Origin of the sequence: Sporolactobacillus spathodeae (assembly GCF_016908935.1) — a bacterium.
Taxonomy (GTDB): domain Bacteria; phylum Bacillota; class Bacilli; order Bacillales; family Sporolactobacillaceae; genus Sporolactobacillus; species Sporolactobacillus spathodeae.
In genome coordinates this window covers 35,161-53,188 of record NZ_JAFBEV010000011.1, presented here as the reverse complement: position 1 = coordinate 53,188, position 18,028 = coordinate 35,161, and the positions used below count along the sequence as shown (strand labels likewise).

At 46.8% G+C, this 18,028-nt stretch carries 20 protein-coding genes and 1 riboswitch; of the genes, 6 read left to right on the top strand and 14 right to left on the bottom strand.

Features of this window, described 5'->3' with window-relative positions; translation table 11 throughout:
• Positions 1 to 15: 15 nt before the first annotated feature.
• The gene (locus JOC27_RS07320) at positions 16 to 660 is read right to left on the bottom strand and encodes an alpha/beta fold hydrolase (RefSeq protein ID WP_205006529.1); all 645 of its coding nucleotides are present in this window, start codon (positions 658 to 660) and stop codon (positions 16 to 18) included.
• Between the two features lie 250 nt (positions 661 to 910).
• Between JOC27_RS07320 and JOC27_RS07315 the strand changes: the two genes are divergently transcribed.
• The 4 genes from JOC27_RS07315 (at position 911) to JOC27_RS07300 (ending at position 2,550) form a co-directional block, all read left to right on the top strand.
• The gene (locus JOC27_RS07315; RefSeq protein WP_205006527.1) at positions 911 to 1,684 is read left to right on the top strand and encodes an SDR family NAD(P)-dependent oxidoreductase; all 774 of its coding nucleotides are present in this window, start codon (positions 911 to 913) and stop codon (positions 1,682 to 1,684) included.
• Positions 1,685 to 1,868: 184 nt separating this feature from the next.
• A complete protein-coding gene (locus JOC27_RS07310) occupies positions 1,869 to 2,039 on the top strand; it encodes a hypothetical protein (protein WP_205006525.1) in 171 nt (56 codons plus the stop codon).
• Positions 2,039 to 2,374, top strand: a complete 336-nt coding sequence (locus JOC27_RS07305) for a YolD-like family protein (protein WP_205006523.1) — start codon at positions 2,039 to 2,041, stop codon at positions 2,372 to 2,374. Before JOC27_RS07310 ends, JOC27_RS07305 begins: the two co-directional genes overlap by 1 nt.
• Positions 2,375 to 2,388: 14 nt before the next feature.
• Positions 2,389 to 2,550 carry an excisionase family DNA-binding protein gene (locus tag JOC27_RS07300; protein ID WP_205006521.1) on the top strand — a complete coding sequence of 54 codons (162 nt, stop codon included), beginning with the start codon at positions 2,389 to 2,391 and terminating at the stop codon, positions 2,548 to 2,550.
• Positions 2,551 to 2,635: 85 nt separating this feature from the next.
• Here JOC27_RS07300 and JOC27_RS07295 read toward each other — a convergent pair whose 3' ends face one another.
• Entirely contained in the window at positions 2,636 to 3,553 is a 918-nt protein-coding gene (locus JOC27_RS07295; protein WP_205006519.1) for a metal ABC transporter solute-binding protein, Zn/Mn family, read from the bottom strand.
• A 325-nt stretch (positions 3,554 to 3,878) separates the two neighbouring features.
• On the opposite strand from JOC27_RS07295, the gene JOC27_RS07290 reads away from it, so the two are divergent.
• A complete protein-coding gene (locus tag JOC27_RS07290) occupies positions 3,879 to 4,445 on the top strand; it encodes a biotin transporter BioY (protein ID WP_205006517.1) in 567 nt (188 codons plus the stop codon).
• Between the two features lie 144 nt (positions 4,446 to 4,589).
• On the opposite strand, the gene JOC27_RS07285 is transcribed toward JOC27_RS07290, so the two are convergent.
• Both JOC27_RS07285 and JOC27_RS07280 read right to left on the bottom strand, forming a co-directional pair.
• A complete protein-coding gene (locus tag JOC27_RS07285) occupies positions 4,590 to 5,300 on the bottom strand; it encodes a YjjG family noncanonical pyrimidine nucleotidase (protein WP_205006515.1) in 711 nt (236 codons plus the stop codon).
• 26 nt (positions 5,301 to 5,326) lie between these two features.
• Positions 5,327 to 7,228 (bottom strand): APC family permease, encoded by a 1,902-nt coding sequence (locus JOC27_RS07280; RefSeq protein WP_338062785.1) that lies wholly within the window; start codon positions 7,226 to 7,228, stop codon positions 5,327 to 5,329.
• Between the two features lie 119 nt (positions 7,229 to 7,347).
• Positions 7,348 to 7,471: riboswitch (cyclic di-AMP (ydaO/yuaA leader) on the bottom strand.
• 283 nt (positions 7,472 to 7,754) lie between these two features.
• Here JOC27_RS07280 and JOC27_RS07275 point away from each other — a divergent pair.
• A complete protein-coding gene (locus tag JOC27_RS07275; RefSeq protein ID WP_205006513.1) occupies positions 7,755 to 7,946 on the top strand; it encodes a hypothetical protein in 192 nt (63 codons plus the stop codon).
• 149 nt (positions 7,947 to 8,095) lie between these two features.
• On the opposite strand, the gene JOC27_RS07270 is transcribed toward JOC27_RS07275, so the two are convergent.
• The 10 genes from JOC27_RS07270 to JOC27_RS07225 form a co-directional block, all read right to left on the bottom strand.
• Positions 8,096 to 8,386 carry a hypothetical protein gene (locus tag JOC27_RS07270; protein ID WP_205006511.1) on the bottom strand — a complete coding sequence of 97 codons (291 nt, stop codon included), beginning with the start codon at positions 8,384 to 8,386 and terminating at the stop codon, positions 8,096 to 8,098.
• Between the two features lie 324 nt (positions 8,387 to 8,710).
• The gene (locus JOC27_RS07265) at positions 8,711 to 9,397 is read right to left on the bottom strand and encodes an NAD(P)H-dependent oxidoreductase (RefSeq protein WP_205006509.1); all 687 of its coding nucleotides are present in this window, start codon (positions 9,395 to 9,397) and stop codon (positions 8,711 to 8,713) included.
• Between the two features lie 88 nt (positions 9,398 to 9,485).
• Positions 9,486 to 10,373, bottom strand: a complete 888-nt coding sequence (gene ligD / locus JOC27_RS07260; RefSeq protein WP_205006507.1) for a non-homologous end-joining DNA ligase — start codon at positions 10,371 to 10,373, stop codon at positions 9,486 to 9,488.
• On the bottom strand, positions 10,357 to 11,322 hold the full coding sequence (locus JOC27_RS07255) for an ATP-dependent DNA ligase (RefSeq protein WP_239530000.1): 966 nt from the start codon (positions 11,320 to 11,322) through the stop codon (positions 10,357 to 10,359). Before JOC27_RS07255 ends, ligD begins: the two co-directional genes overlap by 17 nt.
• Positions 11,319 to 12,134, bottom strand: a complete 816-nt coding sequence (gene ku, locus JOC27_RS07250; RefSeq protein WP_205006505.1) for a non-homologous end joining protein Ku — start codon at positions 12,132 to 12,134, stop codon at positions 11,319 to 11,321. The genes JOC27_RS07255 and ku overlap by 4 nt, the downstream gene beginning before the upstream one ends.
• A 1,643-nt stretch (positions 12,135 to 13,777) precedes the next feature.
• Positions 13,778 to 14,290 carry a metallophosphoesterase family protein gene (locus JOC27_RS07245; RefSeq protein WP_205006503.1) on the bottom strand — a complete coding sequence of 171 codons (513 nt, stop codon included), beginning with the start codon at positions 14,288 to 14,290 and terminating at the stop codon, positions 13,778 to 13,780.
• A complete protein-coding gene (locus JOC27_RS07240) occupies positions 14,287 to 14,892 on the bottom strand; it encodes an XTP/dITP diphosphatase (protein WP_205006501.1) in 606 nt (201 codons plus the stop codon). Before JOC27_RS07240 ends, JOC27_RS07245 begins: the two co-directional genes overlap by 4 nt.
• The gene (gene rph, locus JOC27_RS07235; RefSeq protein ID WP_205006499.1) at positions 14,889 to 15,641 is read right to left on the bottom strand and encodes a ribonuclease PH; all 753 of its coding nucleotides are present in this window, start codon (positions 15,639 to 15,641) and stop codon (positions 14,889 to 14,891) included. The genes JOC27_RS07240 and rph overlap by 4 nt, the downstream gene beginning before the upstream one ends.
• Positions 15,642 to 15,840: 199 nt before the next feature.
• Entirely contained in the window at positions 15,841 to 16,857 is a 1,017-nt protein-coding gene (locus tag JOC27_RS07230) for a GerMN domain-containing protein (protein WP_205006497.1), read from the bottom strand.
• 195 nt (positions 16,858 to 17,052) lie between these two features.
• Complete coding sequence (locus JOC27_RS07225) at positions 17,053 to 18,024, bottom strand: glycosyltransferase family 2 protein (RefSeq protein WP_205006495.1); 972 nt, start codon at positions 18,022 to 18,024, stop codon at positions 17,053 to 17,055.
• Between the last annotated feature and the right edge of the window lie 4 nt (positions 18,025 to 18,028).

Sequence of the window (18,028 nt, the reverse complement as noted above, 5' to 3'; positions counted from 1 at the left end):
AATCCGTCATTTTTTTCAAGACTGAAGTTTTCCATTAAACGCAGATGTTAGCCACTGCTGCACAGCTACTAGTTCTTCCCCATTGACGCCGTGGCTGGTTGCATACTCGTGATAGAACGTTGCATAACCATTCTCCGTCAGAAATTGATGCAGTGCACGCCCAATTGGCAGAGGAAAAAGCGGATCGAATTGCCCCTGTCCGATAAAAAATGAAGGCTTTGCCGAAGTTTGATCCAGCTTTTCCGTCACAAATTGCGGCAAACGCCCGCTTAAAATCACAGCGCCGCTGACACGTTGCGGATAAAGGATACCAAGACACAAACTGAGAATGGCGCCTTGACTGAACCCGAGGAAATAAAGTGGCTGGTTTTCGGAAAGTTTCTCTTTTTGATAAGTTTCTTTGAGAAATTGCATTAACGCGTCTAATGTCTCAAGGATCACGTGCTCTTCGGGAACCGATGAGAAATTCGGAACATAATAGGTATAACCGGATTGCCAAGGACGATTGCCTTGAACATCAATTTGAATATAATCTGCCGATTGTTTTCCGGCAATGGCTGACAAATCGTGATAATTCGATCCCATGCCATGCAAGGTGACCAGGATCGGTGTCTCCTCAGTGACAGTTTCCGGGCGTTTTATATGGTAAAGATACGTCACACGAATGCCCCTCTCTCTTAAGAATACCTTTAGTCTATCGCCGAAACCAGAAGGGAAGCAAAGATTTATTCTCGGAAAACGATATTCTTATCGATGATTAAATTTGTGATGCCTAGCAAGTCGCGGTACAATTTAATGAGAATCTGTCCTATCACTTCATTTGATTGGGATTCTGCTCATTCATGCGCAAAATCTGATACATTCTTATTTTTTGAGAAAAAAAATAACGCCGCACTCAGGAGGGATGTTCATGAAGCGTATCGCACTGGTGACAGGTGCTTCCTCAGGCATCGGCCGGGAAATCGTTAAAGAAATCGATAGGATCTACGCCGATATTGATGAGGTCTGGATCATTTCAAGAAGAGCGGATCGGCTCAATGAATTGGCACAGCAACTGATTGTCCACACAAAAGTCTTTCCGATCGACCTAACTGACCCGGAGAGTATCGAGATGTTAAAAAATACGTTAGAGGCGGACAAGCCGTATATCCAATTATTGGTCAACGCAGCCGGCTATGGGAAATACGGCAAAATCGGTTCGCTGCCTCTGGATGAAGAAACGGGTATGATTCGCTTGAACTGCGAAGCACTGACTGCAATCACCAGCCTATCGCTGCCTTATATCCCTGTCGGCGGACGAATTGTTTTGGTGGCCTCCTCGGCGGCCTTCGCACCTCAGCCACTCTTCGGTATCTACGCAGCGACTAAAGCGTATGTCCTCTCTTACAGCCGCGCGCTCAATGAGGAATTACGTCCACGAAAAATCGCTGTGACGGCAGTTTGTCCAGGACCTGTTGCCACGGAATTTCTTGGTATAGCCGGTCCGTCAAACAAAGGCTGGTTTATGGACAAGCTGCCAAAAAGCAGTCCGGAAAAAGAGGCAGAACATGCGCTCAGAGATAGCCGTCAAGGAAAGCCCGTCTCAACGTATGGCCCATTTGCTTCCAGTTTCCGCATCATTAGTAAGGTACTTCCCGTTTTTATCTTACTTGCCGCTACCCGCTCCTTTCTAAAAGAGAAATAAAGCGTATGAAAATCAAGGATGTCTTAGATTAAGACATCCTTTTTATTATTTTTGCATGAGTGGCTCATTGCTGTCTCCGCGCGTAAGCAACAGGGTTTTCTCCCAATCAAGAACATGCGTTCGTTCTTCCTTCTGGATAAGGAACAAATGTTCGTGTATAATAGAAGGTAAAGGAGATGATGACGTGCTTTCCGACTTTGAAAGAAAACTGAAGCAAATCATTCTAAATGATCGGCTGATGCAGCGCATCACAGCTCTTGACGATCTCGAGCAGCGGACGGGGCACAGCAAGGAAGAAATTGAACAGGCTATCGACAAACTGAAACATCTTTCTAAAACAGAAGGTGGCCTGTGATGAACAAACTGACGCCAGGATCCAATATCCGTTGGGAATCTAGCCGGATGATGCTACCAGAGCATGTGGATGCCTTGCGCGCCCAACAAGCGCGCGCCTCTCAGATCGAGCGGCCACTTCTTGACGAGCAGACGCTTGACGCAATCGGTCGTCAGCTGAATGAGGCCGTCGTCAAACACTGTTTTGTTACGCTTTCTTATTATCATAGTGGATCGATTCGACAAAAAAAGTGTACAATTGACAAGATCGATCCGATAATAGGAGAGATAGTGATTAATGATGCGTTTGGGTTCAGTTGGGCAGTTCCCTTTCAGGACATCATTAGCATTGGGTAAGGAGTGCAGATGTATTGGATTTAATCAGTATGGAAGAAGCCGCGTCTCTCATCGGTGGCGAGAAACAAGAAGTTTTGCAGCTAATTATCAGTGGACACATTCGCTTATATGCTCAGCGCGGTAAGTCTTTTGCGTTGTCCCGCGCGGATGTTGAGCAATTCAGCATGCGTGACTGATTCCCCATGAGGGGATTTTTTTTTGCCCTCAGATCAACGCTTGACTAGATAATCAAGCTTAAGCGCTTTTCAATCGATTGATTTTTCATTTGGCAGAATGCAATTTCTGAGTCAACTGGATCTGCTTTAATTGGCCCAACATCCATGTTTTATAATCTTTACCTGATGGAAGTGTTTCGGTAACTTTCACAACTGGGACGTGATACTTTTCAGCTAAAGTCATCATCGTTTTGACTGTCGGACTGATTTCTTGGCTATTGCTGACAAAAAAAGCAATCCGATGTTTTTTGATATCTCGCTGCATGAGCAATATATCCTTCGGGGAAGGATCGGTTTCGTGTTCGACGGCGCGTTCAAAATGATTATTGGCTACAGTGTAACCCATTGCCTGAAGCATATAATCGAAAACAGGCTCGGAAACATCGACTTTCTGATCGCGTGATTTATTCTTCAAAGCAGCCACTTTTTCGCGAACCGGTTTTATCTCATCGATGTAAGCGGCAGCTTTTTGTTGGAAATAGGCTGCGTGTTTCGGAGCAATAGCCGCGAATTCAGCAGCTAGTTTTCGAGCAAGAATGGGCATCGTTTCCGGTTGATACCAAAGATGCTCGTTATCACCATCTTTTCGGTGCATCAAGTCCTCACCGACGCGTATGACCCGTTTCTTGCCGCTATTACTGGTCACGAGATTCTCCATCCATCCATCATAACCGATGCCATTGAAAACAATGACCTGTGCAGCACTGACGGCTCGTGCTGTCGCACTTGTCGGTTCATAGTCATGTGGATCCATGCTTGGGCGATTGATGATGGAGGTGACCTGAACATATTTCCCGCCGACTGCTTGAGCCGCTTCTCCATAGAAATCTTCAGCAGCCACGACCTGAATTTTTCCGTTTGTCCTTTTCCCTGTAACCGAGCTGCAGGCCGCAAGCGTGCTAAGTATCAGGCAAAGGCTGAGAATCAAAAGGGATAGGCGAATCACCTTGTTGTCATTTTTCATAGTTCTCCTCCAGGTGCTCTCTATGTAAATCGTAATCTTTACGTTTTATATAATAAAACGTTACTTTCCTTTTCGCAAGTTTCTAGACAAACTATTTGAGATAAAATTGGCTTTGCTGAGTCTTTATTATAATATTACGCTTCGGCTGCTCGCTTGCCGCGGGCGCCGCACGGATCGTCTGGCACGCTGCTCTCACAAGGGCCAGAGCGTTTCATTCGATTTTTTGCGTAAATCTCGTCCATTCGCGTATAAAAAGATGGCGTATTCACGTTTTATATGTTAACCTATATTTTGTTTAAGTTAACATATATGGAGGCCATCTTTCATGAATCATTCAAAAATCAAAAATCTCGTTCTCTGTGCGCTTTTTGCAGCGATTACAGCAATTCTCGCTCAAGTGACAATTCCGCTGCCTGTGGTTCCAATAACCGGTCAGACTTTTGCTGTCGCTTTGACGGCAACGATTTTAGGCAGCCGCTATGGCACATTATCAATGCTTGTCTACGCGCTGCTCGGCGCAGTCGGGCTTCCCGTCTTCTCCGGCATGAGCGGCGGTTTCGGCGTCATCATCGGACCCTCCGGTGGTTATATTATCGGCTTTATCGTGACTGCCTTTGTCACCGGATGGATTCTAGAACGGACAAAATTCAATCTGCCGATGGCGCTTGTGGCAAACATCATCGGGATGATTGTGACTCTTGTTATCGGTACTATTCAGTTGAAGCTGATAGCTGATCTATCCTGGACAAAAGCGCTTGCTCTCGGTGCTTACCCTTTCATACTTGTCGGCTTAATTAAAGCCGCGCTTGCCAGCTGGGTCGGTATTGTCGTGCGCCGCCGTTTGGAAAAGCTTGGCCTGCTCCATGCGTCCAAGGTAGAGACAGCTGCTTAAGCTCATTCAAGCATTAGAATTATTGAGCGTAGCCAAGTGTAATAAAAGGAGACAGACGTTTGAATCGTTTGTCTCCTTTTATTTTTTGTCTTTCATCGATGCATCATTAGAGAAAAAAGACAACTTTCCCACACGGTTTCGTTATTATTTACTTTGTGGAATTGGCTGCTTGCTAAGGATAGGAAGCAGATCACGGAGCTGATCAATCTCATAGCTCGGTGTGATAACCGCATTTTGCGCTTGGTGGTTTGGATTGAACCAGCACGTGTCCATCCCCGAATTGATGCCACCGCGGATATCAGAACTGAGGGAATCACCAATGATTAACCCGCGCTCCGGTTGAATAGGGTCAAGTTGATCAAAGACATAATTAAAAAATTCCGCACTTGGTTTCTGAGCCCCAGCATCTTCGGAGACAAAAATAGCTTCAAACAACGTGTCCAGCCGCGAGTCGCGCAGACGCCGATATTGCGTCTTTGAAACGCCGTTGGTGACGATATAGAGCGGATAACTTTTTTTCAAGGCAGTCAGCACGTTCCAAGCGCCATCAATCAGCTGATGACTTTCACTGAGCAGCTGCTGATAACGTCCTTCGAGCGCAGGTCCGTCCACGCTCAAGCCGAATGCATTAAAAAAGCCAGCAAAGCGGTTACTCAGCAGCGTCTGACGATCGGCGGCGCCAGTTTCAATCTTTTGCCAGATGGTACGATTATAGGACTGATACTGCGCGTGAATATCCGCTGTGAGCGGTATCCCCTGCTCATCAAAGAGCAGATGCAGCGCACCCTCTTCGGCGGCGTGAAAATCAAGCAATGTATCGTCAACGTCAAAAAATAAAGCCTTATACGCTTTCAATTAAACGCCCCCACTTTGCGAAACGATCATTCAGATAGATGAAACGGAACGGTCGTGATCACAACATTTTTGTGAAAAAAAAGCCATGTACGCAGAATCAATGCGCTTTGATTGTGCAGGAAGTTCTGCCATCTTTCCTTTGTAATGAATTGCGGCATCAGAATATGAATATAGCAATCTGGCCCTTCCTGTTGTTCGATTTGCTGAATAAAAGCGGCAATCGGATTGGTTAGCGATCGATACTGGCTCTTGAGCACGATCAATTTGCAGGGATTCCCCCACTCTTCCCACTGTTTCTGCATTTTTTCAATCGATGTATCGTCAAAACCGACGTAAACAGCCATCACATTGGTATCAATGCTCTTCGCAAAAGAAAGTGTGTTATTGACGACGCGATGAATACCGGATAGAAGTACAATTGAAACCACTTTATGTGCGACGGGCCGTTCTTTGTGCAGGTCAATCCGTAACTGAGCGGCGACCATCTGATAATGACGATGGACTTTTAGCGAGAACAAAGCAAACAATGGCAGAATGATAAGGACAAGCCAGGCACCGCTTGTAAATTTTGTGAAAGCAAAAATAATGGCAACAGTAGCTGATACCACGCCGCCGATCGAATTGATGACCAGATACGTTTTCCAATGCCCGCCTCTGATTCGATGCCAACGGCGGACAAGTCCGGTCTGGGCAATGGTAAACGAAACAAACACACCGATCGCATAAAGCGGTATCAAGGCATTGGTCTCTGCATGAAAAAAAACAATCAACAAACTAGCGAGCGTTGCCAGCGAAATCAACCCGTTCGAATACGACAGACGATCGCCGCGCTGCGCCAATTTTCTCGGCAGGAAACCGTCCGATGCAACAATTGCTGCCAATTGGGAAAAGCCGTTAAACGTTGAATTCGCCGCCAAAATCAATACAACGAAGGTTGCCCAGGTTATCACCTGATAAACCGGTCCGTTGCCAAACAAGATCTGTGTCAGCTGCGACAGCATCGTGCTCCCGGAGCGAACAGTGATCCCATGCACATAAAATAGCCAAGCGATACCGAGCAGCGTCACACTTTCCAGTAGTCCAAGCGCGAGATACGTTTTTATCGCATTCTTCTGCTTCGGCTTGCGAAACAGTGGCACTGAGTTGGAGATTGTTTCAATACCGGTCAACGCTGAACAAGACGAGCTGAATGCCTTGAGAACCAAAAGCGTACTTAAATCTTTAGGGACAGTTGCGAAGCTTGGCGTCGCTGCCTGAATAAATCCAAACTTGAGTTCATTGAAAAAGCCCGACACAATGACAGCAAGCATGCAAGCCATAAACAAAAATGTTGGCCAAGCCAAAATTTTTGCTGCCTCGGATGCCCCGCGCAGGTTGAGCAAAAGCAGAACAAGTACGCAGACAAGCGCAATTGTTGTCCGATAGGGATTGATCGTTGGAAAAGCCGATGCAATTGCCGCCACAGCAGCAGAAACGGAAACGGCGACTGTTAAAATATAATCAATGAGCAGCGCACTAGACGCTGTCACAGACAAAATTGGATTCTTAAAATTGTCCTTCGCAATCGCATAAGCACCGCCGCCATCCGGATAGGCAAGCACGCCCATGATATAAGATATGATCAGAGTGGCGAGCAGCGCCACAGAGGCAACGGTAATCGGTAAAAGCAGCCATCTCGCCGATGCGCCGAGCGGCGCCAGTTCAGCCATTCCAGCCTCAGGACCATAAGCGACCGAGGAATACAAGTCGGCGGACAGCACCGGCAAGGCGATCAGCCAGAAAAGAAGATTTTTATTGGAACCCAAAGCCTTTGTGGCCATCGGTTTGCCAATCAGAATCCGTTTTATTAAACCAAAATGAGAGAGACAAAGCCAGGCACCGGCGGCGATAATGATAACGGCCAGAACATGAATCATTGTTGACTCCACAAGACTCACCTTTTCTCGTACCCAGCGCTTAACGCCTATCCTCTGAGCGTGTGCGCAAACAAGAACGGACCCCCGATCAATCTCAAGAGGTCTGCAACTCTATCTTTGCCAGAGTGCCCCATCTTTTTCTCAAACGCTGACGAAGTTAGCTGACGGATTAGGACCTGAAAATAGCCCTGCCATGAATGGCTTCACCCCAAAAAATTGGTTCCCCCGCTTCAGAGAATTAAGCGATTTAAGATGCTGGATTATTTGTTAGTAGATTATAGATTATGACTAGTGTACGTCCTGTGGATTTAATTGTAAAGACGTTAGATCCAAGCAACAAATGCGTTTCGATTGTATCGATTTGCGTATCTGGGCGCTGGAGTTCTGCCTGAATGTTTATCAGTTTGAGAGAGCGATCCACCTTTCTTTTAAAAAGCTCCAGCCGATCATCAAATGAAAAGAGTAAAATTTGACATAATTTGTTATGTGTTTTTAATTAAATGGTAATATAAACGTAATAAATAGGAGATGATTGACCATGAAAAATATCTTACCCTTTCATTCGTCTACGCTGACCGAGACCGTAGATTTGCTGATCGAAGCTTGTGACGATCACAATTGTTCTTATGAAGAAGGATGGTATCGCTACTTATGTCCGCGTGAGCATCTTCATGTCTCATTTGAAGAGGTCATGCGCTTTCTGTCAGGCGATCTGAAAAAAGCCAATTAAGCGTCCCATTATTCTGCTAAACTGCCTGAATTAAAATTGACATCGATAAGTCCTCTAGACAATGGTGAAGCCATAGTTTTTCTGATACATCATTCCTCTGGCAAAAAAGCGATTGTGCCGGCGACAATCGCTTCATCATTTCTGTCCGATTAATAATTGGTAAACAAGCGTCTTTTCCGTGCCACCAAATTATGGAACCAATCTTCGTCATATGTGGCGAGCGCCAAGTCAATCAGGTGATCAAACTCTTCCGAAGAGAGTTCCCATTGCTCGTCAATCGCGTCGTCAAAAGCAATCTCCAACCACTTCATGTTTGGATAATGATCGCAGCGAGTGACCCGTAATTTACAGCGTTTGAAGTCCGGGTAAACAGCGGTAACAAAGCCGATGCATTCATGTTTCCCCATGTATTTAGTATGAACCCATTGTCCGATTTTCATGGTTCATCGCCTCACTATGAATCATGCTCTTAAGGTGCAGCGCCGCATTTTGCCAATGCGTTTGACATGTCTTTACCTTTACTATATGAGGCGACACCTTGGCCGGATACTGATTGATTCAAACGGGACAGCCTGTTTTTGCCGCTCCGTTTCTTTTAAACTGATACATCTGGAACATACTGAGAAAATCTTGGCCTGCTAAGTCCTTTTTTAACAATTGCGCTTTGGTTGCTCGCTTGCCGCAGGCGCCGCGCACTTCGCTCGATTTTTTGTGCAAAATCTTATTCTTTCTCTAAAAAAAAGAGCCTCATCGGCTCGTTATTATTAGTGAATCCAGCTTACAACGTCTTCCAATGGCTGCCTTGTTTTGGGACGTGGTTCTTTAGCACGATAGCCGAATGCAACCATACAGGCTATACCCCAATCCTCCGCGCCAATAATACCTTCGCTGCGCAACAATTGATCAACTTTTTCTCGATTAAAGCCCTCGATCGGACAAGAGTCAATGCCAATTTCCGCAGCCGCAGTCATCATATTAGCAACTGCGAGATAGTCCTGGCGACAGCCCCATTCAAAGAAAACACGATCATTTTGCGTCAATTGAAAGTCAGCTTTTTCAAAATTATCAATTGCGCCGGTCATCATCTGTTGCACATGCTCAGGCAGCTTTTGAATATCTTTCAGCATGTGCTGAACATGCGAAGAATTTGCCTCAAGGTTGTTAGATTTTCGCGAAAGGACAAGAACAAAATGGCTTGCCGTTTTCAGTTTATCTACAGCTCCCCATGAAACTTCCGCCAATTTGTCACGCAGCTGCTGATTTTGCAGTACAACGAATTTCCACGGCTCGAGTCCAAATGAGCTTGGCGAAAGATGCCCGGTTTCAAGAATAAATTGAAAATCCTCATCGCTAATCTTCTTTTGCACATCAAATAACTTGCAGGCATGACGGAATCGAAACGCCTTCAGAATATCTTCTTTAATTGTGTCTTTATTTCTTATTTCAACCATAAATAATCCCTCCATCAAATCTTGTAACTGCAATGGTTCCAGCAAAATTCATTATAAACAGATTGACTCCATTTTTAAAAAGTTCTGCTCACTTAACAAGCCTCAAAGAAGCAATAATTGGTGGCAGCGCTCGATTCTCGGTTTGAAAATAATTTTTCCATGGGTTCATACCCTGGGCCAATCGCTGCTGGACTGTGGCCATTGTGAACGATTCGATGCGCAGCGCTTCTGTCACTTCGTTCCAGGCAAGAGGCGTAGCAACCGTAGCATCCGGCTTTGCCCGAAGCGAATAAGGACAAATTATCGTTTTTCCCTCCGCATGCTGGATATAATCCACATAAAGGCGACTGCCGCGGTTTTTCTTCAGACGCTCAGTTGTGAAACGATCCGGATGCTGCTCGATCAACCATTCCGCAAGAAAAGTCGTAAAACGACGTGTGTCTTCAAAAGTTAGTTGCTGCCGAGACAATGGAATATGGATCTGCAAACCTCGGCTGCCGGAGAGCTTCGGAAAACTGGCAATCTGCAGCCGTTCCAAGACACCTTGCAGCAAAAGCGCGGCTTCAACAGCAAGTGAAAAATGTGCCCGATCCGGTGGATCTAGATCAATTACAATTTCGATAGGACACCTCTGGCCAACCACCCGGAACGGTATGTGAAATTCAATGGCCAATTGGTTGCCAAGCCAGAGCAATGTGTCAAGGCGATCGCAAATGATCGCGCGGATGTCTTCTTCGACAACTGTCCGCACAAAGGACGGCGCATAATCAGGACAATTTTTCTGAAAGAAATGAAGACCGCCGATGCCGTGTGGGTAGCGGATAACCGTTAAAGCACGGTTGGCAAGAAAAGGAAACATAAACGGAGCAACCGCGCGCAAATAAAGAAGATATTCAATTTTACGAATTCCTGATTTTGGAAAAATAATTTTATCTGGATGCGTCAGCAGCGCTTCTGCTTCAATTTGTTGCTTCATCGGTGAACTCCTTCAATCGGCAGCGGCTTGGGTCTTCAATGACAAATGCCTGAATAACTGGTTGGCGAAGCAAGCCGTCCATCGTCCGATTAAGATACTGTATTTTTACCGTCAGTCGTGGCAGAAGCCACTGCGTTTCAGATGCACGCGGCGGTGTATTCGAAAATGGACAGACGGACTGTTTCAGCACGCTGATCGTCTTGGTCAATTCCTGCCAATCTTTCGCGGTCAAACGACCGGATCCAGCGTGGCCGATATAAATCAATTGACGTTGCTCATTATATAAGCCAAGCAGCAGCGCGTTCACCGTTTGTTCTCGGTAGGTGATGCCGCCAACGACGGCGATCACATCCTTGTAATGCTTAATTTTTCGCCAGACAGGCGCTTTACCGCCAACTTGATACACAGAATGAAGATTCTTTGAGACGATGCCTTCCAAATTTTGACTACAGACAGCGTTAAATAAGCCTTCTCCATCCGTCTGCCATGGAACCCGGCGTACATTTTCCGTCTCATAAAGCAACTTATCAAGCTGTTCCGAACGATCCTGTAATGACTTGCCCGTGATCCAACGTCCGTTTGCATAGAGCAAATCAAAAACCATATAGACTACGGGCAAAGCATTGCGAAGCGACGGCAAACGTTCCAACCGGCGCAAAGAATCGCGACGCATCACTTGATGAAACGATGGTTTTCCCGTTTCATCAAGTGCAATCACTTCGCCGTCGAAAATTGCCGATCGAGCGCCGCAATACGCGGTGGCATCAGCCAATTCTGGGTATTGTGCCGTGCGAAGGCGTTTGCGCCGATTATAAAGAGCAGTCGTTTCCCCATCATAATAGGCGAGCAACCGCACCCCGTCCCATTTCACTTGATGCACCCACTCCTTGTCGTCTGGAATAGCAACAGCCGCAACGGGTTCAAAGGGGATAAGTGGATCCAATATCATGAGGTTTTCTTCTTACGCGGCGCGGTTTTCCGCTTTGGTTTGGCTTCCTTGACACTCGCTTCAAGCGCGGCCAGCAAATCAACCACGTTGGGCGCAGCAGCGGTGCCTTTTTTCTGCTCCGGTTTGATACCGGCGGCTTTGCTTTGAATCAATGCTTCTAGCTTCTGACGGTAATCATCTTTGTAATTATCCGGTTGAAAGCGTGCGGTCAATTGTTCAATTAACTGGGTCGCGATAGACAACTCTTTTTTCTCATTTTGGGCAAGAACGTCAGCGAGTCCTGGTACTTCGTTGATACTCCGCACCTCGTCAGGATAGTAGAGGGTTTCAAGCAGCATACCGTTTCCAAAGCTGCGGATAGCGGCAAGATGCTGCTTTGAACGAATGATGATATTGGCGAGCCCAATTTTATTCGAATCACTGATCGATTGGCGTAGAAGCGAGTAGGCGCGAAGACCTTGACCACTGTCCGGACCAATAAAATACGACTTTTCAAAATAAATCGGATCAATTTCGCTCAGATTAACGAAATTGATGATTTCGATGCTTTTTATTCCCTCGTCCTGAAGATTCGTCAATTCTTCTTCGCTGATTGGTACATAGCGGTCTGGTGCGTATTCATACGCTTTGATGATTTCATCGTTTCCGACCGGCTTGCCGCATTTCGAACACGTCCGAACGTAATTGATGGGTGCCATGCAGTCTTTGTGAAGCATGTGTAGTTTGATATCTTTATTCTCCGTTGCGGTATACAGCTTGATCGGGATATACACAAGACCGAATTGTATTGAACCCTTCCACATCGTCCGCATGATAATCACCTCGTCAGGTAGTATATGCCACACGGAAAAATGTATTAGGTAATTGTGTATTCTTTACTGTTCTTAAAAAGGACAGCAGGATGATGATGATGTCTTTTCTTGCACCTCAAACATCAGGTTGAAATCTGCGAAGCCCGTCTGAAATCTCTTCCACAAGGTCTTTTGGGATTAAAATAGATGAACAATCAAACCGATTACTAGAAACCAGAAGGGCAAGCAGAACGCCAGCGCCCATGCAACTCCTTTAAAAAAATTACCTTCCATTGAAGCAGCCTCCTAGGGAACAAGCCATTCTGCCTGCTTTTTGCTCGTTCTGACAGCCGCCAGTGTGCCCATTTTCCCTAGTATTTAGTCATTGGATTCTTTTAGCATTAGATTAACTTGGCTTTGCCAAGTCCTTTTTTGTAACAATTACGCTCCGGCTGCTCGCTTGCCGCGGGCAATCCGTGAGCCTCCTCAAACAAACTGGAATCTGCGGGGTCTCACTTGGCTTGCTATTCCCGCAGGTGTCTCGCGCCTCCGCTGCATTTTTGTGCAAAAATCCTTATACTTTCTTGTAACAATTACGCTCCGGTCGCTCGCTTGCCGCGGGCGATCCGTGAGCCTCCTCAAACAAGCTGGAATCTGCGGGGTCTCCCTTGGCTCGCTTTTCCCGCAGGCGTCTCGCACCTTCGCTGCATTTTTCATCAAAAGACTTTGACAAGTCAATTTAGGCAGTAATGCGCTTCGGCTACTCGCTTGCCGCGGGCAGGACGGAAGCCTCCTCGGACAGGCTAGAATCTGCGGGGTCTCCCTTGTCCTGCGCTTCCCGCAGGCGTCTCGCGCCTCCGCCGCATTTTTCATCAAAAGACTTTGACAAGTCAATTTATGCAGTAATGCGCTCCGGTCGCTCGCTTGCCGCGGGCGATCCGTGAGCCTCCTCAAACAAGCTGGAATCTGCGGGGTCTCACTTGGCTCGCTTTTCCCGCAGGCGTCTCGCACCTTCGCTGCATTTTTGTGCAAAAATCCTTATACTTTCTTGTAACAATTACACTCCGGCTGCTCGCTTGCCGCGGGCAATCCGTGAGCCTCCTCAAACAAACTGGAATCTGCGGGGTCTCACTTGGCTTGCTATTCCCGCAGGCGTCTCGCGCCTCCGCTGCATTTTTCGCGCAAAATCTTATACATTCTTATCTTCTTAGAAAAACTTGGCGATCCATCCTTTTTTGTAACAAATGTGCTTCGGCTGCTCGCTTGCCGCGGGCGCCGCGGGTTTCTTCGAACAGGCAAAAATCTGTGAGCTTTGTCTGGCACGCTGTTCCCGCAGATGTCAGAGTGCCTACGCCGCATTTCCCGCCAAAATTCTATATACATTCTTAACGTACAAAAAAAGTGAAGGGTTAAAAAAAGGCGTTTTTGCTCGTTCATATACCCTCTCTCCGAAATAGAGAGCAACATAAGATACAGTATCAAGTAGACAATCAGGGCTGCTTGATAAACCGCCAAAAAGAGTGCCCTCCTCATCACTCCTTGTGCCGCCTGACTCGGCGGTAAATGAACGGAAAAGAATCCGGCTGCCCAAATGGGTGGCCGGATTCGCTTTTCAATTATTTCTATGATACTTAAGCTTCCAAATTCTCTCTTTTTTAATAGGGTCAACCGATCGGAAAGTCGGCAGCGAAGCGATCAACTGCTTCGCCCTTTTGATTAAAATAACGGATTGAAACTGCGCCGTTCGTGGTTTCTAAAACAGCGTATGTACCTTCAAAATAATTCCGCGGCAAGCGCAGACTGCCTGGGTTAATGACAATTACGCCATCTTTTTTCAAGGCTCCAGCAAAATGCGTATGACCGTGGCAGACGATCTGCGCGCCAAGCTCTTTCGCGCGAAATATCAGGTTATCCGGCGAATAGCGCACACCAGCAAGATGGCCGTGCGCCACGAGAATGTGCAACGCGCCAATGGATACGAAGCGTTCGTCCGGGTAGGCGGCTGGGCGATCACAATTTCCTTCCACAGCCACAAATCCGGCCATTTCCGGGCTGTTCGCCGGAAGTTCGGAGTCACCGCAGTGAATGCAACCATCTACTGCGTCTGCATACCGATCGCGGAGATTAGCCACTTCTTTCTTCCATCCGTGTGTGTCACTGACAATCAGATGTTTCATTCATCCTCACCCGTCCATACTTTCCAATGCGCTGCCAATTGGCGAAGTGCCCGTGCGCGATGGCTGATTGCGTTCTTCGCTTCACTGCCCATTTCCGCAAATGTTTCCCCCCGATCCACAATCAGAAAAACTGGATCGTAGCCAAAGCCGGATTCGCCGTGACGCTCACGCGTTATTCGACCGTCACAACGACCCTCCGCAAAATGTGTTGGTTTTCCCGGATGGCTGAGGGCAAGGACACATGTAAAAAACGCGTTGCGCTTAGCATCGGGTAGCTCTGCCATTTTGCCGAGTAATTTATCGATATTGCGCGTATCGTCTTTTTCAGGTCCCGAATAACGGGCGGAATAAACCCCCGGTTCGCCGCCAAGCGCGTCCACGCACAAGCCCGAGTCGTCGGCGAGTGTCCATTGTCCAGTACGCGCCGCGATCGCCTCTGCTTTCAGTTGTGCGTTCTCTTGAAAAGTTGTGCCCGTTTCCGGTACATCAATAGCAAGTCCCAAGTCTTTTAACGAAACAACATCCACTTGAAACGGAGCCAGCAATGTCTTAATTTCTTTTATTTTGCCTGGATTATTTGAGGCGATAACGAGTTGTGTCATCGTTTGCTTCCTTCCTTTTCTCCCGTCAGCAGATCGCCGATTACTTGCCGCTCTGCTTCAATGAGTTGACCGATGCCTTTTTTCGCGAGCGCAATCAATTGGGCCAACTGATCATCGCTGAATGGCGCTTCTTCCCCAGTGCCCTGAATTTCAATGTACTCGCCTCTACTTGTCATGACGATATTCATATCGACATTCGTTGTCGAATCCTCAGCATAGCAAAGATCAAGAATCGGTCCATGCTGCGGATGAACGCCAACTGAGGTTGCTGCGAGATAGGCAGTCACTGGGATCTTGGCAATCTGTTTGCGTTCCACTGCTTTTTGGAACGCAAGAATCATCGCCACAAACGCCCCGGTAATCGAAGCTGTCCGTGTGCCGCCATCTGCCTGAATAACATCGCAGTCTATCCATATCGTTCGCTCACCCATTTTCGTCAAATCAACAACTGAACGCAGCGCACGACCGATTAATCTCTGGATTTCCATCGTCCGTCCGGTTAACTTGCCCCTAGCCGCTTCGCGAATCGTCCGTTCTGGCGTGGCGCGAGGCAACATCGAATATTCTGCCGTAATCCAGCCTTTTTTCTGACCACGCATAAATGGCGGTACTTTATCTTCGATTGTCGCATTGCAAATCACTTTCGTTTGTCCGATTGAAATTAAGACCGACCCTTCCGGATGGATAATATAATTTGGAACGATTTCTATTTTTCTAAGTGCGTCATTACTCCTGCCATCTACCCGCATGTTTCACGCTTCCTTTAAGCTAATTGCTTTTTTAGTCTTTGTTCATTAGCTGTTGTTTGAACAGAATCAATTTTTTCAAAAGACTGCTCGCTCTTCCCATAGGCTTGGGCACCTTCGCTCACTGCTTGTGAAAAATCTTATACAAAAACAAGGAGCGGTTGCCTCGCTCCTTTTACTATACCATATTTCTTTCGATTCATTACAAACCGGTCGCGGTGACCATTGTCCGGCTGACGGGGCCTGAAATCGTCGTCCCAGATTCAAGCGTCATTTTACTTGATTGACCAACTTTAATCGATACCTTATTGATTCCGTTCGTTCCCGTTAAAGTCAGGACGAGGCTGCGCAAAGCCTGATCGCTGATCGTCTTTGAAGCTTTATCTTCATAGATCGCCTGATTAAAATGCAGATAGACGATGCCATTTTTAATATAAGGACGGCTAATCAGTTGCGTGTCTGGATTGAGTGCCGAGATAAAATCAGAGCCCTCCGGTTCATGAATCAGCGCTTGAACCATCGCTGCCCATTCATTGCCCTGGCTGCTGACCCGTACAGTCACAGGAACGTTAAAAGATTTCCCCTTTTCAACATACAAATAATAAACATTTACCGGTTGACTGCCGGCGACATCCGTGACCTGATCAAAATTCTGATTAATCCCTGAAGTCCGTGTCAGACCCGTACCAATTTCTTCCCCAGTTTTTGGCCATTGGGTCAGCTTCTCTCCGGCAACACGGAGCGTGACACTTTTCACGTTTTCAAATTGCGTTGCAGTCCAGACAATCGATTGCACAATCTGGTCGCGGCTATCCGAAGACGCATCGAGCAGTTCTTTGGAAAAATCAGCGGTCAAATTGCCACTCGCATCCACATGGACACTACGTACTTCTGTACCCGGTGGCAGAACGGCCTGAAAACCATTTGGCAAAATATTGGATACCGGACCGTCATCGACCAAATAATTTAGAACTTGTTTCAACGGTTCTTTGGTTTCCGGAAGACCAATGGACTGGGGTACGAGCAAACCCCTTGCATCTGATAAGAATAGTTCCCTTTTAACATACTTCGTGCGATCAGCCGTTTTATTTAAAGCCGCTTTGTTTTTCACATAATCAATACTGGAGGGCTTGCGATCGGCAACACCGCAGGCACTCAGCAAGGTCAGAAACAGAATGAGCAACAGTACGGCTAGTTTATTGATTTTAGAATGAGACATTTTTGACGGCCTCCCTGATTCCTATAGGTTGTACTAATATATATACGAGCCCATCAGGGTTTAGACCAGCAGATGAAAAGTGTGGATTGCACGCGGGCAAGCGATCGTCTTAATGAAAGAAAGCCATGAAACGCAAAAAGGATATCTGCAGGTTGAAAGCAAGTAACACTTCAGATATCCTCTGCTTCTTCAGCTTTATCCGTGTTTGACGCTCGTTACGGAACGTAGATGGTCAACAGCATTGAAGCCGCGCGTCTCACGCACAATGTAAAGTGGGCGATCTTTTGTTTCATCATAAATCCTGCCGATGTACTCGCCGATCATGCCAAGTACAAAAAGCATGAAGCCCCCGAACAGAAGCTGAATGACGATGAGCGACGTCCATCCAGGAACCGTGCTTGTCGTAAATAGCTTTAAAAACAAGGCGATCAGCATATAAATGAATCCGGCACCGGACAGCAGCATCCCGCCATAGGTGGCCAATTTCAATGGTTTATAGGAAAACGAGGTCAGTCCGTCTATCGACAGTTTCAGCATTTTTTTGAGTGGATATTTTGTCTCACCGGCAAGCCGTTCATCGCGCACATAGTCAATCGCTGTTTGATTGAAGCCAACCCAACTGACCAGTCCACGTACAAAACGATTTTTCTCGGGAATTCGTTTCAGTTCACGGCAAACGCGGGCATCGATCAACCGGAAGTCACCGGTGTCAAGCGGAATATCGATGTCAGTCGACGCACGCAATGTCCGATAGAAAGCCGCGGCCGTCCATTTTTTGAACAGAGTTTCGCCTTTTCGCGCGATACGTCTCCCATAAACCACTTCGAAACCTTGTTGCCACTTTTCAATCATTTTTAAGATCAATTCCGGTGGATCCTGTAGATCGGCGTCGATGACGATCACCGCTTGCCCCGATGCATAATCGATACCGGCCGAGATCGCAATCTGATGGCCGAAATTCCGCGAGAAGTCGACAATTCGCACACTCGGATCACCTGAAGCTATCATTTCCAGCAGTTCAGCTGTCCTATCCGTACTGCCGTCGTTAACAAAGATCAGTTCGAAATTTGCGCAGGTTCTTTCCATCACTGCCTTCAACCGCTGATACGATGCGACAATCAACTTGTCTTCATTGAAGACTGGGACAACGACCGAGTAATTGATCATGCTT